Source organism: Faecalibacterium prausnitzii (assembly GCF_003287495.1).
In the GTDB taxonomy this organism is placed as follows: Bacteria; Bacillota; Clostridia; order Oscillospirales; family Ruminococcaceae; genus Faecalibacterium; species Faecalibacterium prausnitzii_I.
The window spans coordinates 197,216-222,024 of the sequence record NZ_PRLE01000003.1; the positions used below are offsets into that span (position 1 = coordinate 197,216).

Annotated in this window: 29 protein-coding genes; 5 read left to right on the plus strand and 24 right to left on the minus strand. The window is 59.2% G+C overall.

Annotation, left to right across the window (positions count from 1 at the left end; all coding sequences use genetic code 11):
• Positions 1-3 precede the first annotated feature (3 nt).
• Together C4N22_RS06830 and C4N22_RS06835 are read right to left on the minus strand one after the other, a co-directional pair.
• Positions 4-609, minus strand: a complete 606-nt coding sequence (locus C4N22_RS06830) for a hypothetical protein (protein WP_022256173.1) — start codon at positions 607-609, stop codon at positions 4-6.
• Between the two features lie 166 nt (positions 610-775).
• Complete coding sequence (locus tag C4N22_RS06835) at positions 776-1,450, minus strand: histidine phosphatase family protein (protein ID WP_112115572.1); 675 nt, start codon at positions 1,448-1,450, stop codon at positions 776-778.
• Between the two features lie 262 nt (positions 1,451-1,712).
• On the opposite strand from C4N22_RS06835, the gene C4N22_RS06840 reads away from it, so the two are divergent.
• From C4N22_RS06840 to C4N22_RS06855, 4 genes are all read left to right on the plus strand, one after another.
• Positions 1,713-2,408 carry a helix-turn-helix domain-containing protein gene (locus C4N22_RS06840; protein ID WP_112115573.1) on the plus strand — a complete coding sequence of 232 codons (696 nt, stop codon included), beginning with the start codon at positions 1,713-1,715 and terminating at the stop codon, positions 2,406-2,408.
• 133 nt (positions 2,409-2,541) lie between these two features.
• Positions 2,542-3,165 carry a twin-arginine translocation signal domain-containing protein gene (locus C4N22_RS06845; protein WP_112148434.1) on the plus strand — a complete coding sequence of 208 codons (624 nt, stop codon included), beginning with the start codon at positions 2,542-2,544 and terminating at the stop codon, positions 3,163-3,165.
• Between the two features lie 164 nt (positions 3,166-3,329).
• Complete coding sequence (locus C4N22_RS06850; protein WP_112148435.1) at positions 3,330-3,866, plus strand: twin-arginine translocation signal domain-containing protein; 537 nt, start codon at positions 3,330-3,332, stop codon at positions 3,864-3,866.
• Between the two features lie 251 nt (positions 3,867-4,117).
• A complete protein-coding gene (locus C4N22_RS06855) occupies positions 4,118-4,753 on the plus strand; it encodes an orotate phosphoribosyltransferase (RefSeq protein WP_112115576.1) in 636 nt (211 codons plus the stop codon).
• A gap of 61 nt (positions 4,754-4,814) precedes the next feature.
• Here the strand turns inward: C4N22_RS06855 and C4N22_RS06860 are convergent, their stop codons facing one another.
• The 16 genes from C4N22_RS06860 to C4N22_RS12745 form a co-directional block, all read right to left on the minus strand.
• Positions 4,815-6,194 carry an MATE family efflux transporter gene (locus tag C4N22_RS06860; protein WP_112148436.1) on the minus strand — a complete coding sequence of 460 codons (1,380 nt, stop codon included), beginning with the start codon at positions 6,192-6,194 and terminating at the stop codon, positions 4,815-4,817.
• A gap of 83 nt (positions 6,195-6,277) precedes the next feature.
• Positions 6,278-7,102, minus strand: a complete 825-nt coding sequence (locus C4N22_RS06865; RefSeq protein ID WP_112148437.1) for a histidinol-phosphatase HisJ family protein — start codon at positions 7,100-7,102, stop codon at positions 6,278-6,280.
• Positions 7,103-7,109: 7 nt separating this feature from the next.
• On the minus strand, positions 7,110-7,745 hold the full coding sequence (hisIE, locus tag C4N22_RS06870; protein ID WP_112148438.1) for a bifunctional phosphoribosyl-AMP cyclohydrolase/phosphoribosyl-ATP diphosphatase HisIE: 636 nt from the start codon (positions 7,743-7,745) through the stop codon (positions 7,110-7,112).
• 67 nt (positions 7,746-7,812) lie between these two features.
• Complete coding sequence (gene hisF, locus C4N22_RS06875) at positions 7,813-8,568, minus strand: imidazole glycerol phosphate synthase subunit HisF (RefSeq protein WP_112148439.1); 756 nt, start codon at positions 8,566-8,568, stop codon at positions 7,813-7,815.
• Positions 8,569-8,586: 18 nt separating this feature from the next.
• Positions 8,587-9,306: a 1-(5-phosphoribosyl)-5-[(5-phosphoribosylamino)methylideneamino]imidazole-4-carboxamide isomerase gene (hisA, locus tag C4N22_RS06880; protein ID WP_112148440.1), complete on the minus strand. Its 720-nt coding sequence runs from the start codon at positions 9,304-9,306 to the stop codon at positions 8,587-8,589.
• Between the two features lie 9 nt (positions 9,307-9,315).
• Positions 9,316-9,924 (minus strand): imidazole glycerol phosphate synthase subunit HisH, encoded by a 609-nt coding sequence (hisH, locus tag C4N22_RS06885; RefSeq protein ID WP_022256853.1) that lies wholly within the window; start codon positions 9,922-9,924, stop codon positions 9,316-9,318.
• Positions 9,921-10,511 (minus strand): imidazoleglycerol-phosphate dehydratase HisB, encoded by a 591-nt coding sequence (hisB, locus tag C4N22_RS06890; protein ID WP_022256852.1) that lies wholly within the window; start codon positions 10,509-10,511, stop codon positions 9,921-9,923. The genes hisH and hisB overlap by 4 nt, the downstream gene beginning before the upstream one ends.
• Positions 10,512-10,514: 3 nt before the next feature.
• Positions 10,515-11,576, minus strand: a complete 1,062-nt coding sequence (gene hisC / locus C4N22_RS06895; RefSeq protein WP_112148441.1) for a histidinol-phosphate transaminase — start codon at positions 11,574-11,576, stop codon at positions 10,515-10,517.
• A 105-nt stretch (positions 11,577-11,681) separates the two neighbouring features.
• Positions 11,682-12,956, minus strand: coding sequence for a histidinol dehydrogenase (gene hisD / locus C4N22_RS06900; RefSeq protein ID WP_112148442.1), 1,275 nt, complete (start codon positions 12,954-12,956; stop codon positions 11,682-11,684).
• Positions 12,953-14,551, minus strand: coding sequence for an ATP phosphoribosyltransferase (hisG, locus tag C4N22_RS06905; RefSeq protein WP_112148443.1), 1,599 nt, complete (start codon positions 14,549-14,551; stop codon positions 12,953-12,955). The genes hisD and hisG overlap by 4 nt, the downstream gene beginning before the upstream one ends.
• Before the next feature lie 314 nt (positions 14,552-14,865).
• Positions 14,866-15,333, minus strand: a complete 468-nt coding sequence (locus C4N22_RS06910; protein WP_112148444.1) for an Hsp20/alpha crystallin family protein — start codon at positions 15,331-15,333, stop codon at positions 14,866-14,868.
• A gap of 282 nt (positions 15,334-15,615) precedes the next feature.
• The gene (locus tag C4N22_RS06915) at positions 15,616-15,918 is read right to left on the minus strand and encodes a type II toxin-antitoxin system Phd/YefM family antitoxin (RefSeq protein ID WP_112148445.1); all 303 of its coding nucleotides are present in this window, start codon (positions 15,916-15,918) and stop codon (positions 15,616-15,618) included.
• Positions 15,919-16,069: 151 nt separating this feature from the next.
• Complete coding sequence (gene trxA, locus C4N22_RS06920; protein WP_022256846.1) at positions 16,070-16,378, minus strand: thioredoxin; 309 nt, start codon at positions 16,376-16,378, stop codon at positions 16,070-16,072.
• A gap of 151 nt (positions 16,379-16,529) precedes the next feature.
• Positions 16,530-17,477 (minus strand): transketolase family protein, encoded by a 948-nt coding sequence (locus C4N22_RS06925; RefSeq protein WP_112148446.1) that lies wholly within the window; start codon positions 17,475-17,477, stop codon positions 16,530-16,532.
• A gap of 1 nt (position 17,478) precedes the next feature.
• Complete coding sequence (locus C4N22_RS06930; RefSeq protein WP_022256844.1) at positions 17,479-18,330, minus strand: transketolase; 852 nt, start codon at positions 18,328-18,330, stop codon at positions 17,479-17,481.
• Between the two features lie 126 nt (positions 18,331-18,456).
• Positions 18,457-18,735 (minus strand): hypothetical protein, encoded by a 279-nt coding sequence (locus C4N22_RS12745; RefSeq protein WP_146746517.1) that lies wholly within the window; start codon positions 18,733-18,735, stop codon positions 18,457-18,459.
• Here C4N22_RS12745 and C4N22_RS06935 point away from each other — a divergent pair.
• A complete protein-coding gene (locus C4N22_RS06935) occupies positions 18,725-19,258 on the plus strand; it encodes an ECF transporter S component (protein ID WP_112148447.1) in 534 nt (177 codons plus the stop codon). The genes C4N22_RS12745 and C4N22_RS06935 overlap by 11 nt on opposite strands.
• Positions 19,259-19,320: 62 nt before the next feature.
• Here the strand turns inward: C4N22_RS06935 and sstT are convergent, their stop codons facing one another.
• The 6 genes from sstT to pstB all read right to left on the minus strand — a co-directional run bounded on the left by sstT (position 19,321) and on the right by pstB (position 24,784).
• Positions 19,321-20,571, minus strand: coding sequence for a serine/threonine transporter SstT (gene sstT / locus C4N22_RS06940; RefSeq protein ID WP_112148448.1), 1,251 nt, complete (start codon positions 20,569-20,571; stop codon positions 19,321-19,323).
• A gap of 253 nt (positions 20,572-20,824) precedes the next feature.
• Positions 20,825-21,922 carry a dipeptide epimerase gene (locus C4N22_RS06945; protein WP_112115593.1) on the minus strand — a complete coding sequence of 366 codons (1,098 nt, stop codon included), beginning with the start codon at positions 21,920-21,922 and terminating at the stop codon, positions 20,825-20,827.
• 12 nt (positions 21,923-21,934) lie between these two features.
• Entirely contained in the window at positions 21,935-22,441 is a 507-nt protein-coding gene (locus C4N22_RS06950) for an N-acetyltransferase (RefSeq protein WP_112148449.1), read from the minus strand.
• Between the two features lie 175 nt (positions 22,442-22,616).
• Positions 22,617-23,006, minus strand: a complete 390-nt coding sequence (locus tag C4N22_RS06955; RefSeq protein WP_112115595.1) for a helix-turn-helix transcriptional regulator — start codon at positions 23,004-23,006, stop codon at positions 22,617-22,619.
• Positions 23,007-23,329: 323 nt separating this feature from the next.
• Positions 23,330-23,998, minus strand: a complete 669-nt coding sequence (gene phoU, locus C4N22_RS06960) for a phosphate signaling complex protein PhoU (protein ID WP_112148450.1) — start codon at positions 23,996-23,998, stop codon at positions 23,330-23,332.
• Between the two features lie 21 nt (positions 23,999-24,019).
• Positions 24,020-24,784 (minus strand): phosphate ABC transporter ATP-binding protein PstB, encoded by a 765-nt coding sequence (gene pstB, locus C4N22_RS06965; protein WP_112148451.1) that lies wholly within the window; start codon positions 24,782-24,784, stop codon positions 24,020-24,022.
• Positions 24,785-24,809: the final 25 nt, after the last annotated feature.

The window sequence follows — 24,809 nt, forward strand, 5'->3', positions numbered from 1 at the left end:
TCTTTACAGGTCCACCACGCTGCCCACTTCGGCAGGGGAAGCGGGCACAGGGCCCAGCTGGACTTCATCGGCACCGCGGCGCACCACGAACGTCATGGGCTGGCTGGCCGCAAAGGCAGGCTGATAGGTCAGCTCCAGCGTCTCCCAATTTTCCGGTACCTCACAGAAGCAGTGGAGCATGGCTCCGCGGCCTGCGGAGAGGTTCAGCGTGAACGCCGAGGCGTCCGCCGCATTCTCGCCGTAGAGGGGCGCTGCAAAGCTGCCGCAGCGGACAGGCTTGCCGTCGCACCGGGCAGTGAGGCCCACGCCCAGGGTATAGAGCTCGTCGGTGGTGGCGACCTCCCGGCTGAGCAGGTAGCTGGCCCCCACGGCCAGCGTTTTTGCAGAGAGATTTTCCACCGAGAGATAGACCAGCGCACCGCCCAGACCCGGGGCCGGGGCATAGCCCAGCAGCTCAACGGCAGCTTTGCCGTCCAGCAGGGCAGGTTCGCCCTGATAGCAGGGCGCAAGCGCAGCCGCCGAAACGCCCGTGAGCAGGGCAGCAGCCAGACTGACCGCACCCGACCCGGCGCATTTCAGGAACGAACGACGCGACAAAGATTGAGACATCGGGGGATTCCTCCTTGCAAGGGAAAAGTTTCACTTTATACAATAGTAAATTCCGGGCACCCTGTCAAGGCTTTTGCCCGGAATTTCCCGTTCTTTGCCGCAAAAATGCCGTCGGGCAGCAGTTTTGTGCCCGGCGGCAAAGATTTTGCAGACTGATGATCCCACGTTATTCAAACGCTTCGTTTTCCTCGGTCTCGGCCTGGCCCCGCAGGGTATCGGCATAGCCAAAGGGCACGATGTCGATAGCCTCCACCAGGCGGTCCCGCATCCAGAGCTGAACATCGGTCTGGACCGTGTAGCCGCAGCCGGGGTCGGCCATCCACTGCTCCGGGTGGCGGGAGGGGAGGGCACGCTGGCTCAGCATACTCATGATGACGCCGCCGTGGGTCACGCAGGCAGCCTCGGTAACATCCATCCGGATCATGTACTCAAACAGCTTGAGCAGGGTCTCGGCACAGCGGGCATGGAACTGCTCGGTGGGCTCGGCACCCTCGGGCACAAAGCCGGAGCCGGGGGTGATCCACTTTTTAAAGTCCTCATCCTTGACCAACTCTTTCACCGGGCGGTTCTCAAACACGCCGAAGCCCGCCTCCCGCAGGTCGTGCACCGAGAACTGGTGGGTGGCGTTGGGGAAGAGGATGTTGGCCGTCTCCACAGAGCGCATCAGCGGGGAGGAGAAGACGGTATCCACCTGCGGGTACTCGAACCGCTCTTTCAGCTCCTGCAGTTGGGCGCGGCCCTCGTCGCACAGAGGGATATCCGTGCCGCTGCCGATGTACAGCCCCTTGAGGTTGCCCTCGGTCATGCCATGGCGGATGAGATGAAGTTTGAACGTTTTCATGTAAACTACCTCAATTTATCCTGAATTTTGGCCTCGCAGGCAAGATCCTGTTTTGCCGCGTGCCACAAAATGTATGCTTTCTGTCCTCTAGTTTAGCATAGATATGGGGGAGGGGCAAGTTTTTTGATAAAAATGACGAAAATCGACAAAAAATTCCGTCACTTTTCTTGCTTTACAAGTCGTTTTCCATTGTGTATAATCAACGTGCTGTAAACCAAAAATCAAGGATGTTCCAATTTCATCATCGAGGAGCAAAAACATCATGGAATTTAACCGTATCATCAAGCTGCTGCGCAAGGAGCGCGGCATCACCCAGAAACAGGCCGCGGAGGATCTGGGTGTCTCGCAGGCCCTGCTCTCCCACTACGAGAAAGGCATCCGCGAATGCGGCCTGGACTTTGTGGTCAAAGTGGCCGATTATTATAATGTTTCCTGTGATTATCTGCTGGGCCGTTCTGCCGAGCGCAACGGCATGATGCTCTCGGCCGAGGACCTGCCCAACCCCGATAAGATGAAAGACAACATCTACCACGGCAGCGTGCTGCCCACCATGAACAAAAAGCTGATCTCCAACAGCCTCAACGTGCTGTACGCCAAGATCGGCCAGTGCCACAGCAAGGCCCTGACCACCGAGGTGAGCAGCTACCTGATGATGGCTGTGGCCAAGATGTTCCGGCTGCTCTATTCTGCCGAGCCTCACAACGCCCAGAGCCTGTTCGGCGTGGAGGCCCGCCGCTGGCCCGGCTACTCCGACGCCGTGATGAAGATGGCGGAATCCAACGTGGAGGCCCTGCTGGCCGGGGAGGATGTCAACGGCGGTGAGGGCGTCAAGGACCCCTCCAGCCTCGCCATGACCACCGAGAGCCTGACCCGCGAGTTCCCGCTGTACACCCCCAGCCTGCTCAACCTGGTCAAGACCAGCGAGACCCATGTCAAAGGCCTGACCCCGGAGCCGTGAGGTTTTTGTTGCTCCCTGTGAAACAAGTGTAAATTCTGGGCGTAAATGCTTGCATCCTGGTACAAAAGATGTTATAAACGAAGTATCAGAAAAGTGTTTCATGATCTGCATTCAATAGAAGGAGGCATTTCCCATGTCCAATAAAATTTCCCGCCGTACGTTCCTCAAGTGCACCGGTGCTTCTGCCGCCGCTCTGGGCACGGCTGCTCTGCTGGGCGGCTGCCAGTCCAGCTCCAATGCTTCTGTCGAGGTCAAAGTCGGCGATAAGGTCAGCAACTGGAACAATCTGGGCGTCCAGCTGACCAGCGTTTTTACTCTGACTTCCGCCCCCGATGTCCCGGGCCATGAGTATGTGGCTGTGCTGGTCACCGCCGTCAACCGCTCTTCCAGCGTCACGTTCAACATCGGTGCCCCCAACATTGCAGAGATCAACGCCGCTTACCCGCTGGATACCGATGCCGCCAAGGCTTCCAACACGGCTCCTTACTTCCACGCTCTGTCCGCTTCCACCACCGATTTTGCCGTGGTCTGCGACGGTGCCGACGTGGAGAGCGGCGCTTACATCTCCCTGTACGACAGCACCACCGAGACCTTTACCGATGCCCCCAGCCTGCCCCCGCAGCGCTCCGGCTACATTGAGCTGGTCTGCATGGTGCCCACCGGCTGGCAGCAGATCACGGTCACCTATACCCCGACCTTTGTCACCAACAAGACGCTCACTTTCAGCCTGAGCGCTTCCGATGTGGCCAAAGCCTGATCTTGCGGGACGAAATTCCGTCAGTTTTGGACAGAGCAAGGCCAAAAGTTTCACAAAAACATTTGCAAAACCATTGACATTTGCTTTGTTTTCGCCTATTTTATAGGTAATGCTTTTTGAGCAAAATTGCAAAATTGTATTTGTACATACGAGGAGGAACGATTATGTCCTTAACATTTTCTCGCCGCTCTTTCCTGAAATATACCGCTGTTGCTGCTGTGGCTGTGGCTGGTTCCAGCCTGCTGACCGGCTGCAAAGATGATGATAACAAAGCTACCCGTACGGAGTATGGCAAAATCACCGTCCTGCAGGCACAGTCCACGCTTTCTGGTGCAACTTATAATGCTTCCGATAGCAAGCTTACTTTTGATTTCAGCGTTAAGTGCGGTCGCGGCAATCCGATGCGTGTCAACAATTCTTGCTTCTATGTCGGTATTACCAGTACCGACGATTCCGGGAAAGAAACCACCAAGAAATATGCTTCTGATTTCGGCAATCTGAAGATTAGTCAAGAGCTTTACAATGCCCAGTTGAAGAAAGACAAGACCGCTGAGGGTACTGTCACTATTTCTGGTGTTTCCTCTCTGGGTAAAAAAGACGTCGTTACTTTCTTCTATCAGCCTGATGCCGACCCCTACACTGAGTATGGTGCCACTTGGGAATTGACCGGTGAGTATATTCTCAGCAATATGGCTAAGTAATTCAGTTTTTGCGCTTTCCGCCGCCCGGCGTTGCCGGGCGGCTTTTTTGCGCCCTTTTCACGTCATACTGTTCAAATTTTCAGTGGGATTTTTAGTGGTTTTGTGTCTTGTGCACAGTGCCCGCTTGCTGTTACAATAGATGCATGAAAACGGAGGGGAGCACAGCGGCGGGCTCAGGAGAGCTGCTGTGCTGTTTGTGTTTTCGGCAAGGGCGTCCGCGCCGCATTTATCAGAACAGGAGTGTTGCAGTTATGATCAATATGGTAAAGCTTCCCACCAATAAGAGCAGTCTGTTCCTGCGCGTGGCCAAAGGCCATTTTGCCACCAGCCACAGCCATATCAACTATTACATCGACGTGACCACCCAGAAAGCCCGCCTGTCCGAAGCCAAAGCCGTGGCCAAAGAGCTGGTGGCCGCCTACCAGCACAACACCATCGTGGACACGGTCCTCTGCCTGGACGGCACTCAGGTCATCGGCACCTGTCTGGCCAACGAGCTGACGAAAGACGGCTTCTCCAACATGAACGCCCACCAGACCATCTACGTCATTACCCCGGAGTACACCACCGGCAGCCAGATCATCCTGCGTGACAATCTGGCCCCCATGGTCAAGGGCAAGCATGTGCTCATCCTGGCCGCCTCCATCACCACCGGCTACACGGCGCAGGCCGCGGTCGAGGCTGTCAACTACTACGGCGGCATGGTGGCCGGCCTGTCCGCCATCTTTGCCACCACCACCGCGTGCGCCGGCATCCCGGTGACTTCCATCTTTGACCCCTCCAGCCTGCCCGATTACGCCAGCTATGACTCCCGCGAGTGCCCCCTGTGCAAGGCAGGCCAGCACATTGACGCCTTGGTCAACAGTTTTGGGTATTCGGCACTGTAAAATTCAGATCCTCGTAACAAAAAAGCGCTGCCATTGGCAGCGCTTTTCTTGCGTTTGATTCTTAATTTTTCGCTTTTTTCGGGAACACAAACGGGTCGTACAGGTAGACCCACACCAGCTCGATGGTCATAAAGCACCAGATGATGGGCTCGCAGAGGATGACGGCATCGTAGGCAAAGCGGGGGATGAAGAGCAGCACGAACAGGATCTTGCCCACGAATTCAATGACGCTGGAGAAAAGGGGCAGCACTTTCTGACCCAGGCTCTGCAGGGCATAGCGGGTGGAGAGCAGCACACCCAGCACCGCGTAGAACGGCGCGTTCCAGATCAGATATTTTGCGCCGTTTTCCAGCACCACCGCCTCGCTGGAACCGGAGATCAGCTTGACCATCCACTCGGCGCCCACGTTCATCAACAGAACAGCCAGCACGGCCACCACCACAGAATAAAGGTAAATTTCCCGCATCCCCTTGCGGACACGGTCCGGGTGGTTTGCGCCGTAGTTCTGGGAGACGAACGTGGAACCCGCATTCGCCATGGCAATGAGTGGCATATCCGTAAAGGCGAACATCTTCCGGGCGGCGGTGTGTCCGGCGATGACCAGCGTACCCAGCCCGTTGATGCCATATTGCAGCACCACGGAGCCTGCCGAGACGATGCTGCTCATGAGGCCCATGGAAATGCTCTGGCTGAACAGGTCCCAGTAGAGCTTTCTGCCCACCTGGAAGTGCTTGCGCTCTGGCACCAGCACGCGGGTCTTGCGGAGGACATAAAAGATGCAGAGCACCACCGAAACGCCCTGGGAAATGACAGTGGCCACGGCCGCTCCCTTGACCCCCATGCCGACGACGGCGATGAACACGAGGTCCAGCGCCACGTTCAGGCCCGAGGAGATCAGCAGGAAGATCAGCGGCATGAAACTGTTGCCGATGGCCCGGAGCAGGCCTGCACAGAGGTTGTACGCAAACATGACCAGCACGCCCACGTCAATGATGAGGATATAGCTGTAGGCCTCTTCCAGGATCTCCGCCGGGGTGTCCAGCAGCACCAGCAGCGGGTGCAGGCCCACAAGGCCTGCCAGCGTGATGCAGAGGGAGGACAAAAATCCGATGACGAGAGAGCCCGCCACGGTCTTCTTGAGCAGGTCCTCGTCCTGAGCCCCGTAGGAACGCGCTGCAACGATGGCAAGGCCGTTGCCAATCCCAATGCCGAATCCGACCAGAAGCTCGTAAATCGAGCCGCAGGAGCCAATGGCGGCCAATGCCGTGTCGCCCAGCACATTGCCCACGATCATGGTGTCCACGGTATTATACAGCTGCTGGAACAGGTTGGAAACAAAAATGGGGAGCATGAAGATGAACAGGCTCTTGAAAATGGGGCCGTTCATCAGGTCCACATTCTGGTTGAAGAAATTTTTCTTTGCGGGGATGGTCTGGGTCATAGGGTTCCTGCCTCTCAAAATTGATCGCAAAAACAGGGCTGCCATGCAGTTGCACAGCAGCCTTGTCTCATTTTACTTGTTGTTTACAGCTCCTGGGTCTCAAAGCCGTTGACGGTGAGCACCTCCACGCTGGTAAAGCCTGCGGCTTTCACCGCCTCAGCGGCCTCATCAAAGCCAAAGGTCAGGCTGGCGGTATCGTGGGCGTCGGAGGTGATGATGACCTTGCCGCCCATCTTGTGCCACTCGGTCAGGAGCCAGGGGCCAGGGTAGAAGTCCTTGCGGTAGCCGCGGTAGACGCCGCCGGTGTTGACCTCCAGCAGGCAGCCATTCTCTTTGGCCGCGTTCAGCGCCTTGAGGGCAGCCGCCTTGTAGCGGGGAGACTCTTCCTCAAAGAACTCGCCCTCGGCGTTCAGCTTCTTGATGAGGTCGATGTGGGCCAGGATGTCCGGCTTCATGGCCGCCACCTTTTCCACCTCGGCAAAGTAGGCTTCCACAGCGGCCAGCGGGTCGCCGTCAAAATCATCGTAAATACAGTCGTGCAGGTCCTGCGGGCGGAAGTCGATCTCATAATACTTGCCCGTGTTCTTGCCGTACAGGTGGTGCGCGCTGCCGATCCAGTAATCATAGCCGGCGCGCTTGTCCTCGCTGAGGATGTCCCACTCGATGCCGCAGAGGATATCCACCTTGCCCTTATACTCGGTCTTGAGCTTGGCAATGGTGGCCTTGTACTGGGCGGTACGGCTGGGGCTCATGCAGTATTCGCGGTCACGCTGGGTATAGCTATGGCCCGTGAAGCCCAATGTGGTCAGGCCCTGCGCGCAGGCCGCGCTGGCCATCTCCTGCAAGGTGTTTTTGCCGTCGCACATCGTCGAGTGACAATGTACACTGGACTTCTTGAAATCTGCCATAGTGAACTCACTGCATCCTTTCCTGTTTGACCTTGTAGTCAATAACGTGTCGTTTTTCCAGCTCACGGGTGATATCCTCCACCGTGATGCCCGCCTGCACCATCAGTACCAGCACATGGTAAGCCAGGTCGCTGATCTCATAAATGGTCTCGGCGTTGTCTTCTTTTTCGCCCGCAATGATGACCTCGGTGCACTCCTCGCCCACCTTTTTGAGGATCTTCTCTTTGCCTTTCTCAAACAGGTAGGTGGTGTAGCTGCCCTCCTTGGGGCTGGTCTTGCGGCCCTTGATGAGGTCGTACAGGCCCTGCCAGCTGAACTGCTTGAGCTCCGGGGAGACATACACTTCGTTGAAGAAGCAGCTCTCCGCGCCGGTGTGGCAGGCGGGGCCCGCTTTTACCACTTCCACCACCAGGGCGTCCGCGTCGCAGTCGGCGGTGATGGACACCACCTGCTGCACGTTGCCGCTGGTCTCGCCTTTGCGCCAGATCTCCTGACGGCTCCGGCTCCAGAAGACCGTGCGGCCCTCCGCAATGGTCAGTGCCAGCGTCTCGGCGTTCATGTACGCGAGGGTGAGCACCTCTTTGGTGTAGTGGTCCTGCACGATGGCAGGGATCAGGCCTTTTTCATCAAATTTCAGTTCCATGGTAATGCTCCCGCCCCGAATGGGGACACCTATAGTTTATCCGATTCCGCTGGGAAACGCAAGGGGTTCACAGCCGCATTTCCACACCATTTTTATTTAAGTATTCCTTTAACTCCCGGATGGTGAGCAGCTTCTGGTGGAAAATACCCGCCGCCAGGCCCGCGTCGATGCCCTTGTGGCCGAACAGCTCCAGAAAATCCTCTTTTTTGCCCGCGCCGCCGCTGGCGATGATGGGCACGCTGACCCGGCTGGCAACGGCGCCCAGCATTTCGAGATCAAAGCCGTTCCGGACGCCGTCCGTGTCAATGCTGTTGAGGCAGACTTCGCCCGCGCCGTGGTCCACGGCCCAGGCGATCCAGTCCAGCGCGTCCCGGCCCGTATCCTCGCGCCCGCCCTTGGCAAAAACGCGGAACTGGCCGTCCACCCGCTTGACATCTGCCGAGAGGACGACGCACTGGTTGCCGTACCGCTGGGCCGCCGCCGGGATGAGGTTGGGGTTCTTGAGGGCTCCCGAGTTGACACTGACCTTATCGGCCCCGCACTTGAGCACCCGGTCAAAATCTTCCAGCGTGTGGATGCCGCCGCCCACCGTCAGGGGGATGAAGATCTCACTGGCCACCCGGGTCAGGATCTCCGTGAAGAGGGCGCGGCCCTCAAAACTGGCCGTGATGTCGTAGAACACCAGCTCATCGGCCCCGGCAGCGTTGTAGAGCCGGGCCATTTCCACCGGGTCGGCCACATCCTTGATGCCCTCAAAGTTGGTGCCCTTGACCACCCGGCCATTCCGGACATCCAGACAGGGAATGATGCGTTTTGTGATCATCTTGCGTTTCCCTTTCGTTTATTTCTGTACCAGCTGTACGCAGCGGGCAAGATCCAGCGCCCCGGTGTAGAGGCTCTTGCCCAGGATGGCGGCCGCCACCCCCATCCGCTCCAGCTCCAGCAGCTCTGCCTCCGAGGAAATGCCGCCGCTGGCCGTGAACTCCACCCCCGGCACCTCGGCCGAGAGCTGGCGGTAGAGGGCCAGATTGGTGCCCTGCATGGCGCCGTCGCAGGCAATATCCGTGTAGATGATGGCTTTGCAGCCCGCTGCTGCCAGCCGCTTGCAGAAGTTCACGCCCTTTTCGGCGCTGACCTCTTTCCAGCCGTGGATGGCAACAAAGCCATCTTTGGCGTCCACGCCCACCGCGATCTGATCGCCGTACTTTTGCAGCATCCGGGCCGTGAACGCAAAATCCGTCACGGCCACGCTGCCCAGGATGCAGCGCCCCACGCCGAGGGAGAGATATTTTTCGATCCGCTCCTCGGTGCGGATGCCGCCGCCCACCTCGATGTACAGGCCGCCCTGCTTTGCCAGTGCGGCAATGGTGTCATAGTTGGAGAGGGTACCGTCTTTTGCGCCGTCCAGATCGACAACGTGGAGATATTTTGCCCCTGCGGCCACAAACTGCCGCGCCTGGGCGCAGGGGTCGGTGCCGTAGACGGTCATTTTATCGTAATCGCCCTGGGTCAGGCGGACGACCTGACCATTCCGCAGGTCAATGGCGGGATAGAGTTTCATGATATTTCCTCACAATTCTGCAAACGCCTTTAAGATCCGCAGCCCGGTGTCGCCGCTCTTCTCCGGGTGGAACTGCGTGCCGTACACCTTGCCCGCCCGCACCACGCCCGTGACCGGGATGGAGTAATCACTGACGGCCAACGTACTGGCGGTACAGTGTCTGCCGTAATAGCTGTGGACGTAATAGACGTACTCGCCCTCCTGGATATATTGGAAAAGCGGGTCGTCCCGGAGGATGTGGAGGGCGTTCCAGCCGATCTGGGGCACTTTCAGCGCCGGGTCTTTCAGGTCCGGCTCCAGCGGGCAGACCTCGCCTTGGACGAAGCCGAGGCCTTGGTGCTCGCCGTATTCATAGCTCTTCTCAAACAGCAGCTGCATCCCCAGGCAGATGCCCAGCAGGGGCTTTTTCCGGGCCTCTTCTTTGATTACCGGCACAAGGCCCGTGGCGGTGAGTTTCTCCATGGCGTCGCCAAAGGCTCCCACGCCGGGCAGGATGATCCGGTCAGCCGCCCGGAGCCGGGCGGGGTCTGCCGTGACCACCGCTTCCAGCCCCAGATGGGCCAGGCTGGATTTGAGGCTGAACAGATTGCCCACGCCATAATCAACCATTGCAATCATACCAGCAGTCCTTTCGTGGAGGGGATCTCATCCCGGTGGGCAGCGTCGATGCGGACGGCCTCGGCCAGCGCGCGGCCCGCCCCCTTGAAGCAGGCTTCCAGAATGTGGTGGGTATTTTCGCCTGCAAATTGTACAAAGTGGACTGTGCCGGGCAGGTTGCGCACAAAGCCCAGCCAGAACTCCTGCACGCACTCCACGTCAAAATCGCCTACTTTTTCGGTCTTGCAGTGGACATCCCAGTTGAGGGTGCAGCGGCCGGAGATATCCACCGCGCAGAGGATGAGGGCTTCGTCCATGGGCAGAGTGAAGCTGCCGTAGCGGCGGATGCCCCGCATATCGCCCAGAGCCTTGGCAAAAGCCTGCCCCAGTGCAATGCCGATATCCTCGGTGGTGTGGTGGTAGTCCACCTCCACATCGCCGTGGCAGGTGAGGACGAGGTCAAAGCGGCCATGCCGGGCAAACAGCTCCAGCATGTGGTTCAGAAAGCCGCAGCCCGTGTCCACCTGATAGCGGCCCGCGCCGTCCAGATTGAGGGTCAGCTCGATCTGCGTCTCGTTGGTGTTCCGTTCGATGCTCACTTCCCGCATGGCTCATTCCTCCAAAATCTTGTCAAGAGCTGCCAGCAGCGCCTGCATTTCCTCCGGCGTGCCAATGGTGACGCGCAGCCAGTTGGCAATGCGCGGGGCATCGAAATGCCGCACCAGCACGCCCTTTTCTTTCAACTTTTTGTAAAGTTCCGCCCCGTTTTTCCGCTCCGTGCTGGCAAACAGGAAATTGGAGCGGCTGTCCAGGCAGGTGAAGCCCCGCGCTTCCAGCTGCTGTTTCGTCCAGGCACGGGTCTCGATGATGGCCGCGCGGGTCTTGTCGAAATAGGCGGTATCGTTCAGCGCGGCCTCACCGGCTTTCAGGGTCAGCCGGTTGATATTGTAGGGGTTCAGGCTGAACTTGACCCGATTCAGGTCTGCAATGAGCTTTGCATTGCCCATGGCCAGGCCCAGCCGGGCACCCGCCAGCTGGCGGGATTTGGAGAAGGTCTGGATCACCAGCAGGTTCTCGTACTGGTCGATGAGGGGCACGCAGCTCTCCCCGCCAAAGTCCACATAGGCCTCGTCCACAATGACCACGTTGTTGGGGTTGGCTTTCAGGATGCCCTCTATGGCACCGCGGGGCAGGGCCAGACCCGTGGGGGCATTGGGGTTGGCAATGACGATGGTCTCGTTTCTGCCGTAGTAATCGGCGGGGTCCAGCGTGAAATCCTCTTTCAGGGGAACGATATCGCTGGGGATGTGGAGCAGCCCGCACCAGACGCCGTAGCAGCCGTAGGTGATGTCGGCATAGGCCAGCGGGTGGCTCTCATCGCAGAACGCCCGGAGCGCGAAGAAGAGGTTCTCGTCGCTGCCGTTGCCGGGCATGATCTGATCCGGCTGCAGGCCAAAGTGCTTTGCCGCAGTCTGGAGCAGGTCGGCACAGGCGGGGTCGGAGTAGAGGCGGAGCTTTTCCACCTCGGCCCGGCTCACGGCGTCCAGAACCGCCGGGGAGGGCGGGTAGGGGCTCTCGTTGGTGTTGAGCTTAATGTATTTCTGGTCCTGCGGCTGCTCCCCCGGGGTGTAGGGGGTGACAGCGGCAAGGCGGGGTGAAAGAAAACGGCTCATTCGATGTTCCTCCGTTTCTGATAATGCGTTCTCGTCAACTGGCAACGAAACCTCTTTGCCAAGGGCTCCCCTGATAGGGGAGCTGGCGCAAAGCGCCTGAGAGGTTTATTCGTATCGAATCGTCACACTGCGGGCGTGGGCGTGCAGGCCCTCCCGCTCGGCAAAATCGGCAATGCGGGGGGCAACCTCGCCCAGCGCCTCCCGGGTGTAGTAAAGAAAGCTGGATTTCTTGACGAAATCGTCCACGCCCAGGGGGCTGGAGAAGCGGGCAGTGCCGCTGGTGGGCAGGGTGTGGTTGGGGCCTGCGAAGTAATCACCCAGCGCCTCGGGCACGTTGCGGCCCAGGAAGATGCTGCCCGCGTTCTTGATCTCGTTCAGCACGCCGAACGGGTCTTCCACACAGACTTCCAGATGCTCGGGTGCAATGATGTTGCAGGCCTCAATGGCCTTGTGCAGGTCCGCACAGACGATGATCTTGCCGTTGTCGTCCACGCTGGCCCGGGCAATGGCGGCACGGGGCAGCTGAGGGATTTGAACCTCCAGCTCGGCCTGCACGGCCTGGGCAAGCTCCGGGCTGTCGGTGACAAGGACGGGGCTGGCCAGCTTGTCGTGCTCGGCCTGGCTCAGCAGGTCGGCCGCCACCCAGGCGGGGTTGCAGCCGCCATCGGCCAGTACCAGAATCTCGCTGGGACCTGCGATCATATCAATGCCCACCTTGCCGAAAACTTTCCGCTTGGCGGTGGCAACGTAGATGTTGCCGGGGCCCACGATCTTGTCCACCGCCGGGATGGTCTGGGTGCCGTAGGCCAGCGCGGCCACGGCCTGGGCGCCGCCGGTCTTGAAAATTTTGGTCACGCCGGCGGTGGCCGCCGCGGCCAGGATGACGGGGTTCACCTTGCCGTCCTTGCCCGCCGGGGTGGTCATGACGATCTCGGACACGCCCGCCACCTTGGCCGGGATGACGTCCATGAGGACGGTGGAGGGGTAGGCCGCCGTGCCGCCCGGGACGTAGACACCCGCCTTTTCAATGGGGGTGTACTTCTGGCCCAGCACGATGCCGGGCTTGTCGTTGACCACAAAGTTCTTGTGCACCTGCTGGCGGTGGAAGCTCTCGATGTTGGCGGCGGCTTCTTTCAGGGTTTCGAGGAAGTAGGGGTCCATGTTGGCAAAGGCGTCCTCGATCTCCTCCTGCGTCACCTGTAAATTCTCGATCTCCGCGCCATCGAACTTGAGGGCGTATTCTTTCAGGGCCTCATCGCCCCGGGTGCGGACGTCCGCAAGGATGGCGTCCACCACGTCTTCCACGTTCTTCTCGGCGCGGATGTCGCGGTTTAAAATCTCTTCCGGCTTGAGCGAATCAAAATCATAGAGCTTGATCATTTTGCTGCCTCCTGTTCTGCAAGTGCTGCCCGCAGCTTTGTGAGCATACGTTCCATCTCGTTGTGTTTGAACTGGTAGCTGGCCTTATTGGCAATGAACCGGGCCGAGATGGGCATGAACTCCGTGACCACTTTCAGGCCGTTTTCCCGGAGGGTGGTGCCCGTCTCCACGATGTCCACGATGACGTCCGAGAGGCCCAGGATGGGGGCCAGCTCAATGGAACCGTTCAGCTTGATGATATCGATGTCCCGGCCCATGGACGCGTAATAGCTTTTTGCAATGTTGACGAACTTGGTCGCCACCCGCACCGGGCGGCTTGGGTCGTCCTGGTAATCCGCCGGGGCGGCCACGCACATCCGGCATTTGCCCAGGCCGGTGTCCAGCAGCTCGTAGACATCGGCAGAGGCCTCCGTCAGGATATCCTTGCCCACGATGCCCACATCCGCCGCGCCGTGCTCGACGTAAATGGCAACGTCGCTGGGCTTGACGAGGAAGTAGCGGATGCCCGCCGCCGGGTTTTCCACCACCAGCTTGCGGGTGGCGTTGTAGTCCTCCGGGCAGCCGTAGCCAATCCTGGCCAGCAGGTCGTAGACCTTATCGCCCAGGCGGCCCTTGGGCAGGGCCACATTCAGCATTCCTTGATCGGCGTTCTGCTGCTGGACGGGCGGCAGCGGGGCGCTCAGGCGGTCCAGCTCGTCCAGATAGACGGCAAACCCGATGGCGTCCGCCCCGGGGGTGAATTTCTGCATCAGCAGGTCGTACCGGCCGCCCTTGAGCAGCGGGCGGGGCAGAGGGCGGAGATAGCCCTGGAAAATAAGGCCGTTGTAATACTCCATCTCGCCCGCAAGGGTCAGGTCCAGCCGGATGCTGCCGCCCGCCTTTGCCAGCGGTTCGGCCAGCGCGTTAAGCTCGGCCACGGCGGCCTCCATCCGGGCGTTGCGGCAGAGGGCCGCGGCCTTGGGCAGGGCCACGGCATACTCCCCGCTGAGGGAGAGCAGGGCCGTCAGGGCGTTGGCATCGGCATCCGAAAGGCCCGCCGCTTTGGCAGCCGCCCGCAGCTCATGGATGTTCTTGGCCCGCAGCGTTTCCAGCAGAGCGGGGCGGGCGGCCTCCGGCACGCCCAGCGCGTCGAACAGGCCGAAGAGATAGCCCATGTGGCTGATCTCCAGCACCCACGGCTGGCCCATCTGCTCCAGTGACCGGGCCGCCAGGCAGACCGTCTGCCGCACCTCCGGCTCTTTCACCTCGCCCAGCAGTTCCAGGCCCATCTGGGAGATTTCCTTGAACGTGTGGCTCTCCGCCGAGGGGCGGTAGACGTTCTCGTGGTAATAATATTTCAGCGTTTCGCCCGGGGCGGGCTGTGCCGTCTTGGCAATGGAAAGGGTCACGTCCGGCTTGAGGGCCAGCAGGCGGCCATCCAGGTCGGTAAACGTGATGACCTGCTCCGAGGAAAGGAAGCTGCGGTTCTCCTGATACAGGCCATACTCCTCAAACCGGCCCATGTGGTATTTGCGGCAGCCCGCCGCTTCGTACAGCGCGCGCAGCGCAAAGGAGGCACGCTCCTTGGGCTGCAGCCGTGCAAGATCAAACTCCATGCTGTCTCCCCATTTCTTTCCCAGTGTTTTTCCACGCCTTTTGCACGGCACGTTCCGTGCAGGCTTTTCCTGCAGCCGATGCAGGATGTTCTGGTTTCATTTTACTTTATCTTGGTAAAGTTGTAAAGCATAAAAGTGACAGCCTTTTGATTTTCCAGCAAAAATTTTCTGGTGTGTTTGCCAGTTGTCCGTTCTCAGCGGACAAATCCACCGTATCCTGGCTCTTTTGGGCGCAAAAAAGCCCCCGGAGGGTGTTTTACCGCTCTCCGGGGGCTTTCTATGCGTGTTGTGCCTTGGCTCACACGACCAACGTTTTACTCAATTGCAATCAGATTCGGGTTCTCAGGCAACGCCTTCGTCTGCTGAGGAGCAGGCAGCTCGATGTGCAGGACGCCATCCTCGAACTTCGCGTGGATGTCTTCTTTCTTCACAACATCGCCCACGTAGAAGCTGCGGGCACAGGTGCCGGAGAAAGATTCGCGCCGCAGATAGCGGCCCTCTTTATCCTTTTCATCGTTGCTGTGGCTGCGCACCGCCTGAATGGTCAGGTAGCCGTCGTTCAGTTCCATCTGAACGTCTTCCTTCTTGCAGCCCGGCAGGTCAACAGCTACTTCGTAGCCATTGTCCGTCTGTTTGACATCGGTCTTCATCATGTTTGCACCATGCTTGCCAAACGTGCTGCGAGCCTCACGGTTCATCGCACGTTCCAGTGCAGCGTCATTCCAGAACGGATCGAAGAAATCATCGAACAGGTTTTCATGGAAAACAGCAGGCATAAACATAAATCATTCCTCCAATCCCGGCGTTCGGGTCGGGGCAAAAAATCTGAAGCGTCCATTCGGAAAGGCTTTCCGGGGAACCTCGCGGCTCTCCTTTTGCCCTTCCTCCTGAGCACGGCCCTGTTATAGCACCGTTTATTAGCAATGTCAAGCCTAGAGTGCTAAAATTCATAGAAGAATAACACTTTGATAAAATTCCATGCAATCTTTCAAAAATTCATTCGTTCTATCGTATTTTATTTGTCTTCGTTTCCGACACATTGCAGTGCGGATATGGAGCCCTGATTATAAATTATTTTTTGCGGCACGTTTTTCGGCCAGCTGGTAGACTTCCTCTGCCGGAATTGTTTCCGCAGGCGTAAAATTCTGCAAGCGGCTTTCTGCCAGCCGGAGAAGCTTTGCGTCCTCCACCTCTTCCATCAGACTCAGATATTCTTCCGGCGACATCAGAACACACTCCGGCGTGTTATTCTTCATCACGACCTTCGCACCCTGCTTTTTGACGTCTTCAAATATTTTTCCGGCCAGACCACGGTTGAACTGCGTGATCGGCACTGTATTCTTGATTGCATTTACCAGTGAGTTCATTCTGCCCACCTCCTGTACTTTCAGTATAGGGTTCCGCAGCCAAAATGTCAACCATTTTGTCGCCAAATTTATCAGTATTTCATTCAAGCACAAAAGCCCCACATCCGTCACTTTTACAGTACGGATATGGGGCTTGCTCTCATACTTTATCTCAGCCCAGCAGGCTCAGGACGCCGCTCTTCGGGCGGGCACCGACGGCGCGGTTGACCAGCTTGCCGTTCTCAAAGACCAGCAGGGTGGGGATGCTCATGACGTCGAACTGGCCGGCCAGCTCAGGCTGCTCGTCCACGTTGACTTTGCCCACCTTGATGTCGCCGCGCTCCTCGGCCACCTCGTCCACGATGGGGGAGAGCATCCGGCAGGGGCCGCACCAGGTTGCCCAGAAATCCAGCAGGACGGGCTTGTCGCTGTGCAGGACCTCGGATTCAAAGTTTGCGCTGGTAATATTGATGACTGCCATATTTTTTACCTCCGTAAGAGTGTATCGTTGTGTTCGATGGTGCTAGTATACCCCATTGGGCCCCCGTTTTCCGTGACTGTGTCACACAAGGCGGCAGAAAACGCAAAAGAGGCCGCTGCAACTTACAGCGGCCTCCGGAAAAGCAGATTTTTTACTTGCCCAGCATCTCTTTTGCAGTCTTGCAGATGGTGGCAGCGTCCAGACCATACAGCTTGAGCAGATCCCAGGCCGGGCCGGAGCAGCCGAACTTATCCTGCACGCCCACACGGCGGACGGGGGTGGGGCACTTCTCGCTCAGGACGGCACAGACAGCCTCGCCCAGACCGCCGATGACATTGTGCTCCTCGGCAGTGACGATCTTGCCGCACTCCTTGGCCGCCTTGAGGATGATGTCCTCATCCAGGGGCTTGATGGTGTGGATGTTGATGATCCGGGCGTGGATGCCCTCGGCAGCCAGCTGCTCGGCGGCAATGCGGGCCTCGTTGACCATCAGGCCGGTAGCCACGATGGCGATGTCATCGCCCTCGGTGATCTGCTCGCCCTTGCCCAGCTCAAAATGGTAGTTGGCCTCGTCGTGGAACACGGGAACCGCCAGACGGCCAAAGCGGAGGTAGACCGGGCCCTGCATCTCGTAGGCGGCACGGACAGCGGCGCGGGCTTCCACATCGTCAGCGGGGCAGATGACCGTCATACCGGGGATGCTGCGCATGAGGGCAAAGTCCTCACAGCACTGGTGGGAAGCGCCGTCCTCGCCCACCGAGATGCCGCCATGGGTGGCACCGATCTTGACGTTGAGGTGAGGGTAGCCGATGGAGTTGCGGATCTGCTCAAACGCGCGGCCCGCGGCAAACATGGCAAAGCTGGAAACAAAGGGGACATAGCCCATGGTGGACAGGCCTGCAGCCACGCCCATCATATTGCTCTCGGCAATGCCGCAGTCAAAGTGGCGGCCGGGGTAAGCCTTGCGGAACATGCCCGTCTTGGTGGCAGCAGCCAGATCCGCGTCCAGCACCACCAGCTCATCGTGGCCCTCGGCGGCCAGCTCTTTCAGGGTATTGCCGTAACTGTCACGGGTTGCGATCTTCTTCACTTCTGCCATCTTACTTGTCCTCCTCTTCCAGCGCGGCGTAGGCTGCGTTCAGCTCCTGCATGGCGATGGCGTACTCTTCATCGTTGGGGCCCTTGCCGTGCCACTCCACAGCGTTCTCCATAAAGGAAACGCCCTTGCCCTTGATGGTGTCCAGAATGATGCAGGTGGGCTTGTCGTTTTCCGCGTGGAAAGCCTTGATGGCGGACTCGATGGCGTCATAATCGTGGCCATTGATGGTCAGAACGTTGAAATTGAAAGCCTTGAGCTTTTCTTCCAGCGGGTGGCTGTCCATGACCGTCTCGGTGGTACCGTCGATCTGCAGATGGTTGCGGTCCAGGAAGACGCAGAGGTTGGAGAGCTTGTAGTGGGACGCAAACATGAACGCCTCCCAGCACTCGCCCTCTTCCACCTCGCCGTCGCCCACGATGGCGTAGACGCTGACGGGCTGCTGCTTGAGCTTGGCACCCAGTGCCATACCGCAGGCGGCAGAGATACCCTGGCCCAGGCTGCCGGTGGACATATCCACGCCCGGCACCGTGTTCATGTTGGGGTGGCCCTGCAGGTAGCTGCCGATCTTACGCAGGGTCTTCAGGTCTTCCACCGGGAAATAGCCGCGCTCGGCCAGAGCGGCGTACAGGCCGGGGGCCGCGTGGCCCTTGGAGAGCACCAGACGGTCACGGTCCGGTGCTTTCGGATTTTCAGGGTCAACGTTCATGTCCACGAAATAGAGGTAAGACAGCACCTCTGCAATGTCCAGGCTACCGCCCGGATGGCCGCACTTGGCGCTGTGGGTCCCCTCGATCACGCCCATGCGGATGTGGCAGGCGTGCTTTGCCAGGGTGAGCTTTTCTGCATTTGTCATGATGGTCCTCCCGTATGAACCTCAGAATTGCAAGAATCTGCAAGATGGATGGCGCGCAATTCCTTGGTGTTTGCCGCGGTTTTGCACTATAGTTCAAGTTTATATTATCTATTCTGTGCAAAAAGGTCAAGTTTTTTCAGCAAAATGTACATCACCGGGCAAAATCCGTCGGAAATGCTCTGCTTTTTGGGCATTTTGCAGCTTCACTTGACAAAAGCCGCGAATCTCTGCTATACTTTTCACAATTTCCGGCAGGAAGCCGGGCCTGCGGGCAGAAGCCCGCCCTTTGCAGCTCATTTTCCCAAACTTTTTGTAACAGACGCCACGAAGGGGTCTGCCTTTGGCATGGATGCCGGGGCAGGCCCTTTTTTGCGTCACCTCAGGAGGAATCACCATGAAAACCAAAACTTCTGCCACCCGCGGCATCGTGCTGGCGGCCCTGTTTCTCGCACTGGCCTTTGTGCTGCCCATGATCACCGGCCATGTGCCCCAGGTGGGCAACATGCTCTGCCCCATGCATTTCCCCATCCTGCTGTGCGGCTTTGTGCTGGGCGGCCCCTGGGGCCTTGCCGTGGGCTTTGCGGCCCCGCTGCTCCGCTCGGTGCTGTTCGGGATGCCCCCGATGTTCCCGGTTGCCATTTCCATGGCCTTTGAGCTGGCCACCTACGGCTTTGTTTCCGGCGTCGTTTACCGCCGGGTCCAGCACACCCTGCCGATGATGTTTGCCACCCTCCTCTCCGCCATGGTGGCTGGCCGTCTGGTCTGGGGCGTTGTCCGGTTCATCCTGGCCGGGCTCACCGGTTCCAGCTTCCCGTTCTCAGCATTCCTGTCCGGCGCGCTCCTTACCGCCGTGCCCGGCATCCTTGCCCAGCTCATTCTGATCCCGCTCATCGTCAACGCGCTGACCAAGGCAAAGCGGATCGACTGATTTTTTACAGCACAAAAGGGCTGACACACGAAGTGTCAGCCCTTTTCTCATGCTTTTGAAAATTATTTCTTCTGGAGGAAGTCCGGCAGGGGCTTGCCCTCCTTGCGCCACTGGTGATACTCGGCGGTGGCCGCAAACTCCACGTCGCCGGCGGAGTTCAGAGCCGTTTCCACGGAGTCCTGCACCACGCCGATGATGAAGCCGACGCCGACCATCTGCATGGCAATGTCGTTGGAGATGCCAAACAGGGAGCAGGCCATGGGAATGAGCAGCAGGGAGCCGCCCGCCACGCCGGAAGCGCCGCAGGCACCCAGGGCGCTCATGGCGCTCAGGACAACGGCGGCGGGCAGAGAGACCTGAATGCCCAGGGTGTTGGCCGCAGCCAGCGTCATGATGGTGATGGTGATGGCCGCGCCGTCCATGTTGATGGTGGCACCCAGCGGGATGGAGACGGAGTACATATCCTTATCGAGGCCCAGCTTCTCGCACAGGGCCATGTTGACGGGGATGTTTGCCGCCGAGCTGCGGGTGAAGAACGCGGTCAGGCCGGATTCTTTCAGGCAGCGGAAGACCAGCGGATAGGGGTTGCAGCCCAGATAGAGGAACATGATGAGCGGCGAAACGATGAGCGCCATAAAGAGCATGGTGCCCACCAGCAGGGCCAGCAGCTTGCCGTACTGGGTAAAGATGGACAGGCCGTTGCTGGAAACGTTGGAGTACACCAGACCCATGATGCCGAACGGAGCCAGGTTGATGATCCAGCGGACGATCTGGGAAACGGCGTCAGCCGTGTTGGAGAGGAAGACCTTGGTGCTCTCGGCACCGATCTTCTTCATGGCAAGGCCAAACAGGCAGGCCCAGAACAGGATGCCGATGTAGTTGCCGTTCATGATGGCGCTGACGGGGTTGGCCACAAAGTTGGCCAGCAGGGTGTTCAGCACCTCGCCCAGACCCTGGGGAATGACGTCCGATTCTGCCGCGTCCGCCAGGACGACAGTGACCGGGAACAGAAAGCTGGTGACGGATGCAATGGCCGCCGCCAGAAACGTGGTGAGCATGTACAGCCAGATGACCGTGCCAAAGCGTCGGTCCAGCTTGGACGAGCCCTGCGCCAGCGCGCTGGCCACGATGACAAAGACCAGCACCGGGGCAATGCCTTTCAGAGCACCGACAAACAGGGTGCCGAGCTCCGCGACCCAGCCAGCCCCCGGGACTGTCAGTGCCAGCACCGCGCCGATGACCAGACCGCACAGGATGCGGACGATCAGGCTGATGCTGTTGTACTTGGCAGCAGCCGCATTCAAAGTTTTCATATCGTTACACTCCTCCATTTGCAAGTTGTGCGCCTATTGCGCACATATTTTCCCATTCCTCTACCAGGAACATGTACGATTATAGTCGTGTATGGGCCGAAAGTCAAAGATTTTAGCCAATTATTTTGTTTTTCATCTAAGAGTGTCCTGAGATAAACTTTTTTCATCTGTATCTGTATCGAGAACAGTTTTGACACAAGCAAAAAAACTCCCGCCGTTTTTCACGCGGCGGGAGTCCTGTTTATGGTCTATTTCAATCGAGATAGTGCACTTTTCCGGCCACAAAGCCCTGAATGCCCATGCCCGGCGCGTCCGAGACGGTGATGTTCTTTTCATCGAACGTGGCACCGCCGAGGATGTGATCCTCACTGCAGAGCACGGGGCCATCCAGGTCGATCCTGGTAATGATCTTCTTGGCGCAGGCCAGCTCCACAGCGGCGTTGACCGAGATCTTGGCTTCCAGCATGCAGCCGATCATGCACTCCACGCCGTACACCTCAGCGGCGGCGGCAATGCGGAGGGCGTTGGTGATGCCGCCGCATTTCATCAGTTTGATGTTCACGAGGTCGGCAGCGCCCGTCTGCATGATCTTGAGGGCATCCGCCGGGCTGAACACGCTCTCATCGGCCAGCACCGGCACATCGGCGTGGCGGGTGACGTACTGCATCCCCTCCAGATCGGCGGCGGGGACAGGCTGCTCCACAAACTCGATGTCGAGGCCCTTGTCCTGCATCTGGTTCAGGATGCGGACGGCCTGCTTGGCGTTCCAGGCCTGGTTGGCATCAATGCGGATGCAGATGTCCTTGCCCACGGCCTCGCGGACGGCGGCCAAACGGGCCACATCCAGCTCCGGGTCAATGCCGACCTTGACTTTCAGGCAATCGTAGCCGCGCCGGACGGCGGTGCGGGCATCCCGGGCCATCTCCTCCGGGGCGTTGACGCTGATGGTGATGTCGGTGACGATGTTCTTCCGGGCACCGCCCAGCATCCGGTAGACCGGGGCGTTGTATTTCTGGCCCAGCAGGTCCCACAGGGCCATATCCACGGCGGCCTTGGCACTGGTGTTGTGGACAAGGGCTTTCTGGACCGCGGCGGTCAGGTCCTCAAACTCGTCGAGGTCACGGCCCAGAATGGCCGGAGCAATGTGATCCTGAATGGCACCGAGGATGGCCCCGGTGGTGTCGCCGGTGATGACGCCAGTGGGGGGCGCTTCGCCATAGCCCACCGCGCCGGTATCGGTGTGGAGCTCTACGATGACGTCCTCCACACTGTTGACAGTGCGCAGGGCGGTTTTGAACGGAACGCGGAGCGGGGTCGAAATGCGGCCCAGCTTGACCTGTGTGATCTTCATGTCAAAACCTCCTTAATGTTCCAGCGGCATGGTAAGGGACATCCGCTGGTAGGCAAAGCGAGGGGAGCCGTCTGCCACATGGATGACGCCGCAGCGGATAAAACCGGTTTCTTCCAGAATGTGCTGCATGGCTTTGTTGTCGGCGTGGGTGTCGGCGCGCAGGCTCTCGCAGTGCTCCAGACACCAGGTGATGACATCCGTTGCCACGCCCTTGCGCTTGCCCGCCGAGGCCAGCCGATGGATGGTGCCGTAGGGCAAGGTGTCGTTGAGCCACTGGCCGTCCTCGATCACGGCATACGTGGGGTCCGGGCCGAGGATGAATGCAAACACCGCTTCCAGCTCGCCATTGACGAGGTAGACAAACAGGCGGTTGGAATCAATATCCTCTTTCAGCAGCTCTTCCGGCGGGAAGCTGGCGCCCCACTGGGCGGGGTTGCCGGCGGCGGCCATAGCCTCCCGGGCGCGGGCATAGATTTTCAGGATCTCGGGCAGATCCGAGCGGGTCGCTCCACGAAACATACAGTTCCACCTTCTCTTTCCGTGCCGGGGCGCTCCCCCGCACACAGCATCATTTCTATCATAATAGCACAATCGGCCCGCAATTTCCAGATTTTGCGGCGCAGGGACCTCTCTGCACAAAAAAAGATGCACTGCACAAAGCGGCAGTACATCTTTCAAGAGGAGCCGGGCGTATTCATGCGCTGGCCCGGACGCGCGGGGTGCGGCTGCGGCGGTACTCCCGGGGGCTGACGCCATACCGCTCATGGAAAAGGCGGTAGAAGTAGCTGGTGTTCTCGTAGCCGACGTAAGTAATGATCTGCTGGATGTTCCAGTCGCTGCGGCGGAGCAGCCGGGCGGCGGTCTCCATCCGGTGCTTCTGCAGCAGCTCTTTGTAGGTCTTGCCCGTCTGAGCACGGACGCACTCGCTGACATAGGCCAGCGAGACGCCGTAACTGCGGGCCACGTTGGAAAGGCTTGCTTCCCGGTAATTCTGGGTGATCTCGTGCAATGCCGCCTGGACCAGCGCTTCCCGGCTGACCGTTTCGCCGCGCGCTTCCAGCGGGAATTTTTCGATGTTTGCCATAGAGTGTGTCCTCCATTGTGGTGCGGCGGGCGGGGGACAGGGGGGACGCCGGACGCCCGCCGCCACCAGTTACGCCAGCTTCCGCCCGGAAGCTGTTCTGTATGGGATACGAATGGCGCGGGACGAAAATTGCGTTTTTTGTAATTTTCACAAGTTCTTTGCAATGAAACCTCTCCGTCTGCACTGGAGTGCAGACAGCTCCCCTGACAGGGGAGATCCATTGCGGAATCCAAAAAAGCCGCCGCAGCGTCCCGCCGCGGCAGCTCTTTCCGGAAAGTGAGGAAAACACGAAAAACTCATCCGGGAGAAACACATCTTGAACGTTAAAACAGAGTCTCGTTGTGGTAGCAGCCGGTGCGGACAAACTCCACCCACTCGGCCAGGTTGACAGCGTGATCGCCGATCCGCTCCAGATACTTGATGACCATGAGCAGATCCAGCGCGGCATCCACCTTGCCGGGGTCGGCAGCGATCTCCCGGGCCAGCGTGTGCTTGATGGCGTTGAAATCGCAATTCACCTCATCGTCAGCGGCGATGACTTTACGGGCGGCCGTCTCGTCCTCTGCCGTGAGGGCGGCAAGGGCGTCCAGGATCATCTGGTGGGCTTTCTGGCCCATCCGGATGGCCTGGCTGACCGCCGGGTCGCCCTCCTTGCGGACGGTGACCAGATGGGGGATGATCTCGGCGATATCGGCGGCGTGGTCGCCGATCCGCTCCATGTCCGTGACGACTTTCATGGCCGTGGAAATGCGGCGCAGATCGCCCGCCACGGGCTGCTGGCGGAGCAGCAGGGTCATGCAGCGGTGCTCAATGTCCTGCTCCATGTTGTTGATCCGGCCATCGCCCTTGACGATGCCTGCCGCGGCGTCCGCGTCAGCGGTGCAGAGGGCTTCCAGCGCGTCCTCCACGGCGTCGGCGGAGCTGCGGCCCATTTCGGCCAGCGCGGCTTTCAGGGCCTCGAGGTCGGAATCATATTGTGTACGGATGCTCATGGGTTCCACCTCTTTCCAACCTTAACCAAAGCGGCCCGAGATATAATCCTCGGTCCGTTTGTCCTGCGGGGTGCTGAAGATCTGAGCCGTGGGGCCCGCCTCCACCAGCTCGCCCAGCAGGAAGAACGCGGTGCGGTCGCTGATGCGGGCCGCCTGCTGCATGTTGTGGGTGACGATGACCACGGTGTAGTTCTTTTTCAGCTCGCTCATCAGCTCTTCCACTTTCATGGTGGAGCCGGGGTCCAGGGCGCTGGTGGGCTCGTCCATCAGCAGCACTTCCGGCTTGACGGCCAGTGCCCGGGCAATGCACAGGCGCTGCTGCTGGCCGCCGGAAAGGCCCAGAGCGCTCTTTTTCAGGCGGTCTTTCACCTCGTCCCAGAGGGCGGCGCCCCGCAGGGAGCTTTCCACCAGCTCATCCAGCTCGGCCTTGTTCTTCACGCCGTGGAGCTTGGGGCCGTAGGTGATGTTATCGTAGATGCTCATGGGGAACGGGTTGGCTTTCTGGAACACCATACCCACCCGGCGGCGCAGGGTGGTGAGCTCCATCTCCCGGGCAAAGATGTCCTGGCCTTTGAGCCGGACATCCCCCTCGATGCGGACACCAGGAACCAGATCGTTCATCCGGTTGAGCGTTTTGAGGAACGTGGACTTGCCGCAGCCGGAGGGGCCGATGAGGGCCGTGATCTCCCGCTCGCCCACGTCCAGCGAAATATTTTTCAGGGCCTTGAAATCCCCATACCAGAGGTTGAGGTTTTTGGCCGAGATGACAGGGGTTGTATCAGGCATAGTAATCCCTCGATGATTGCTTCTG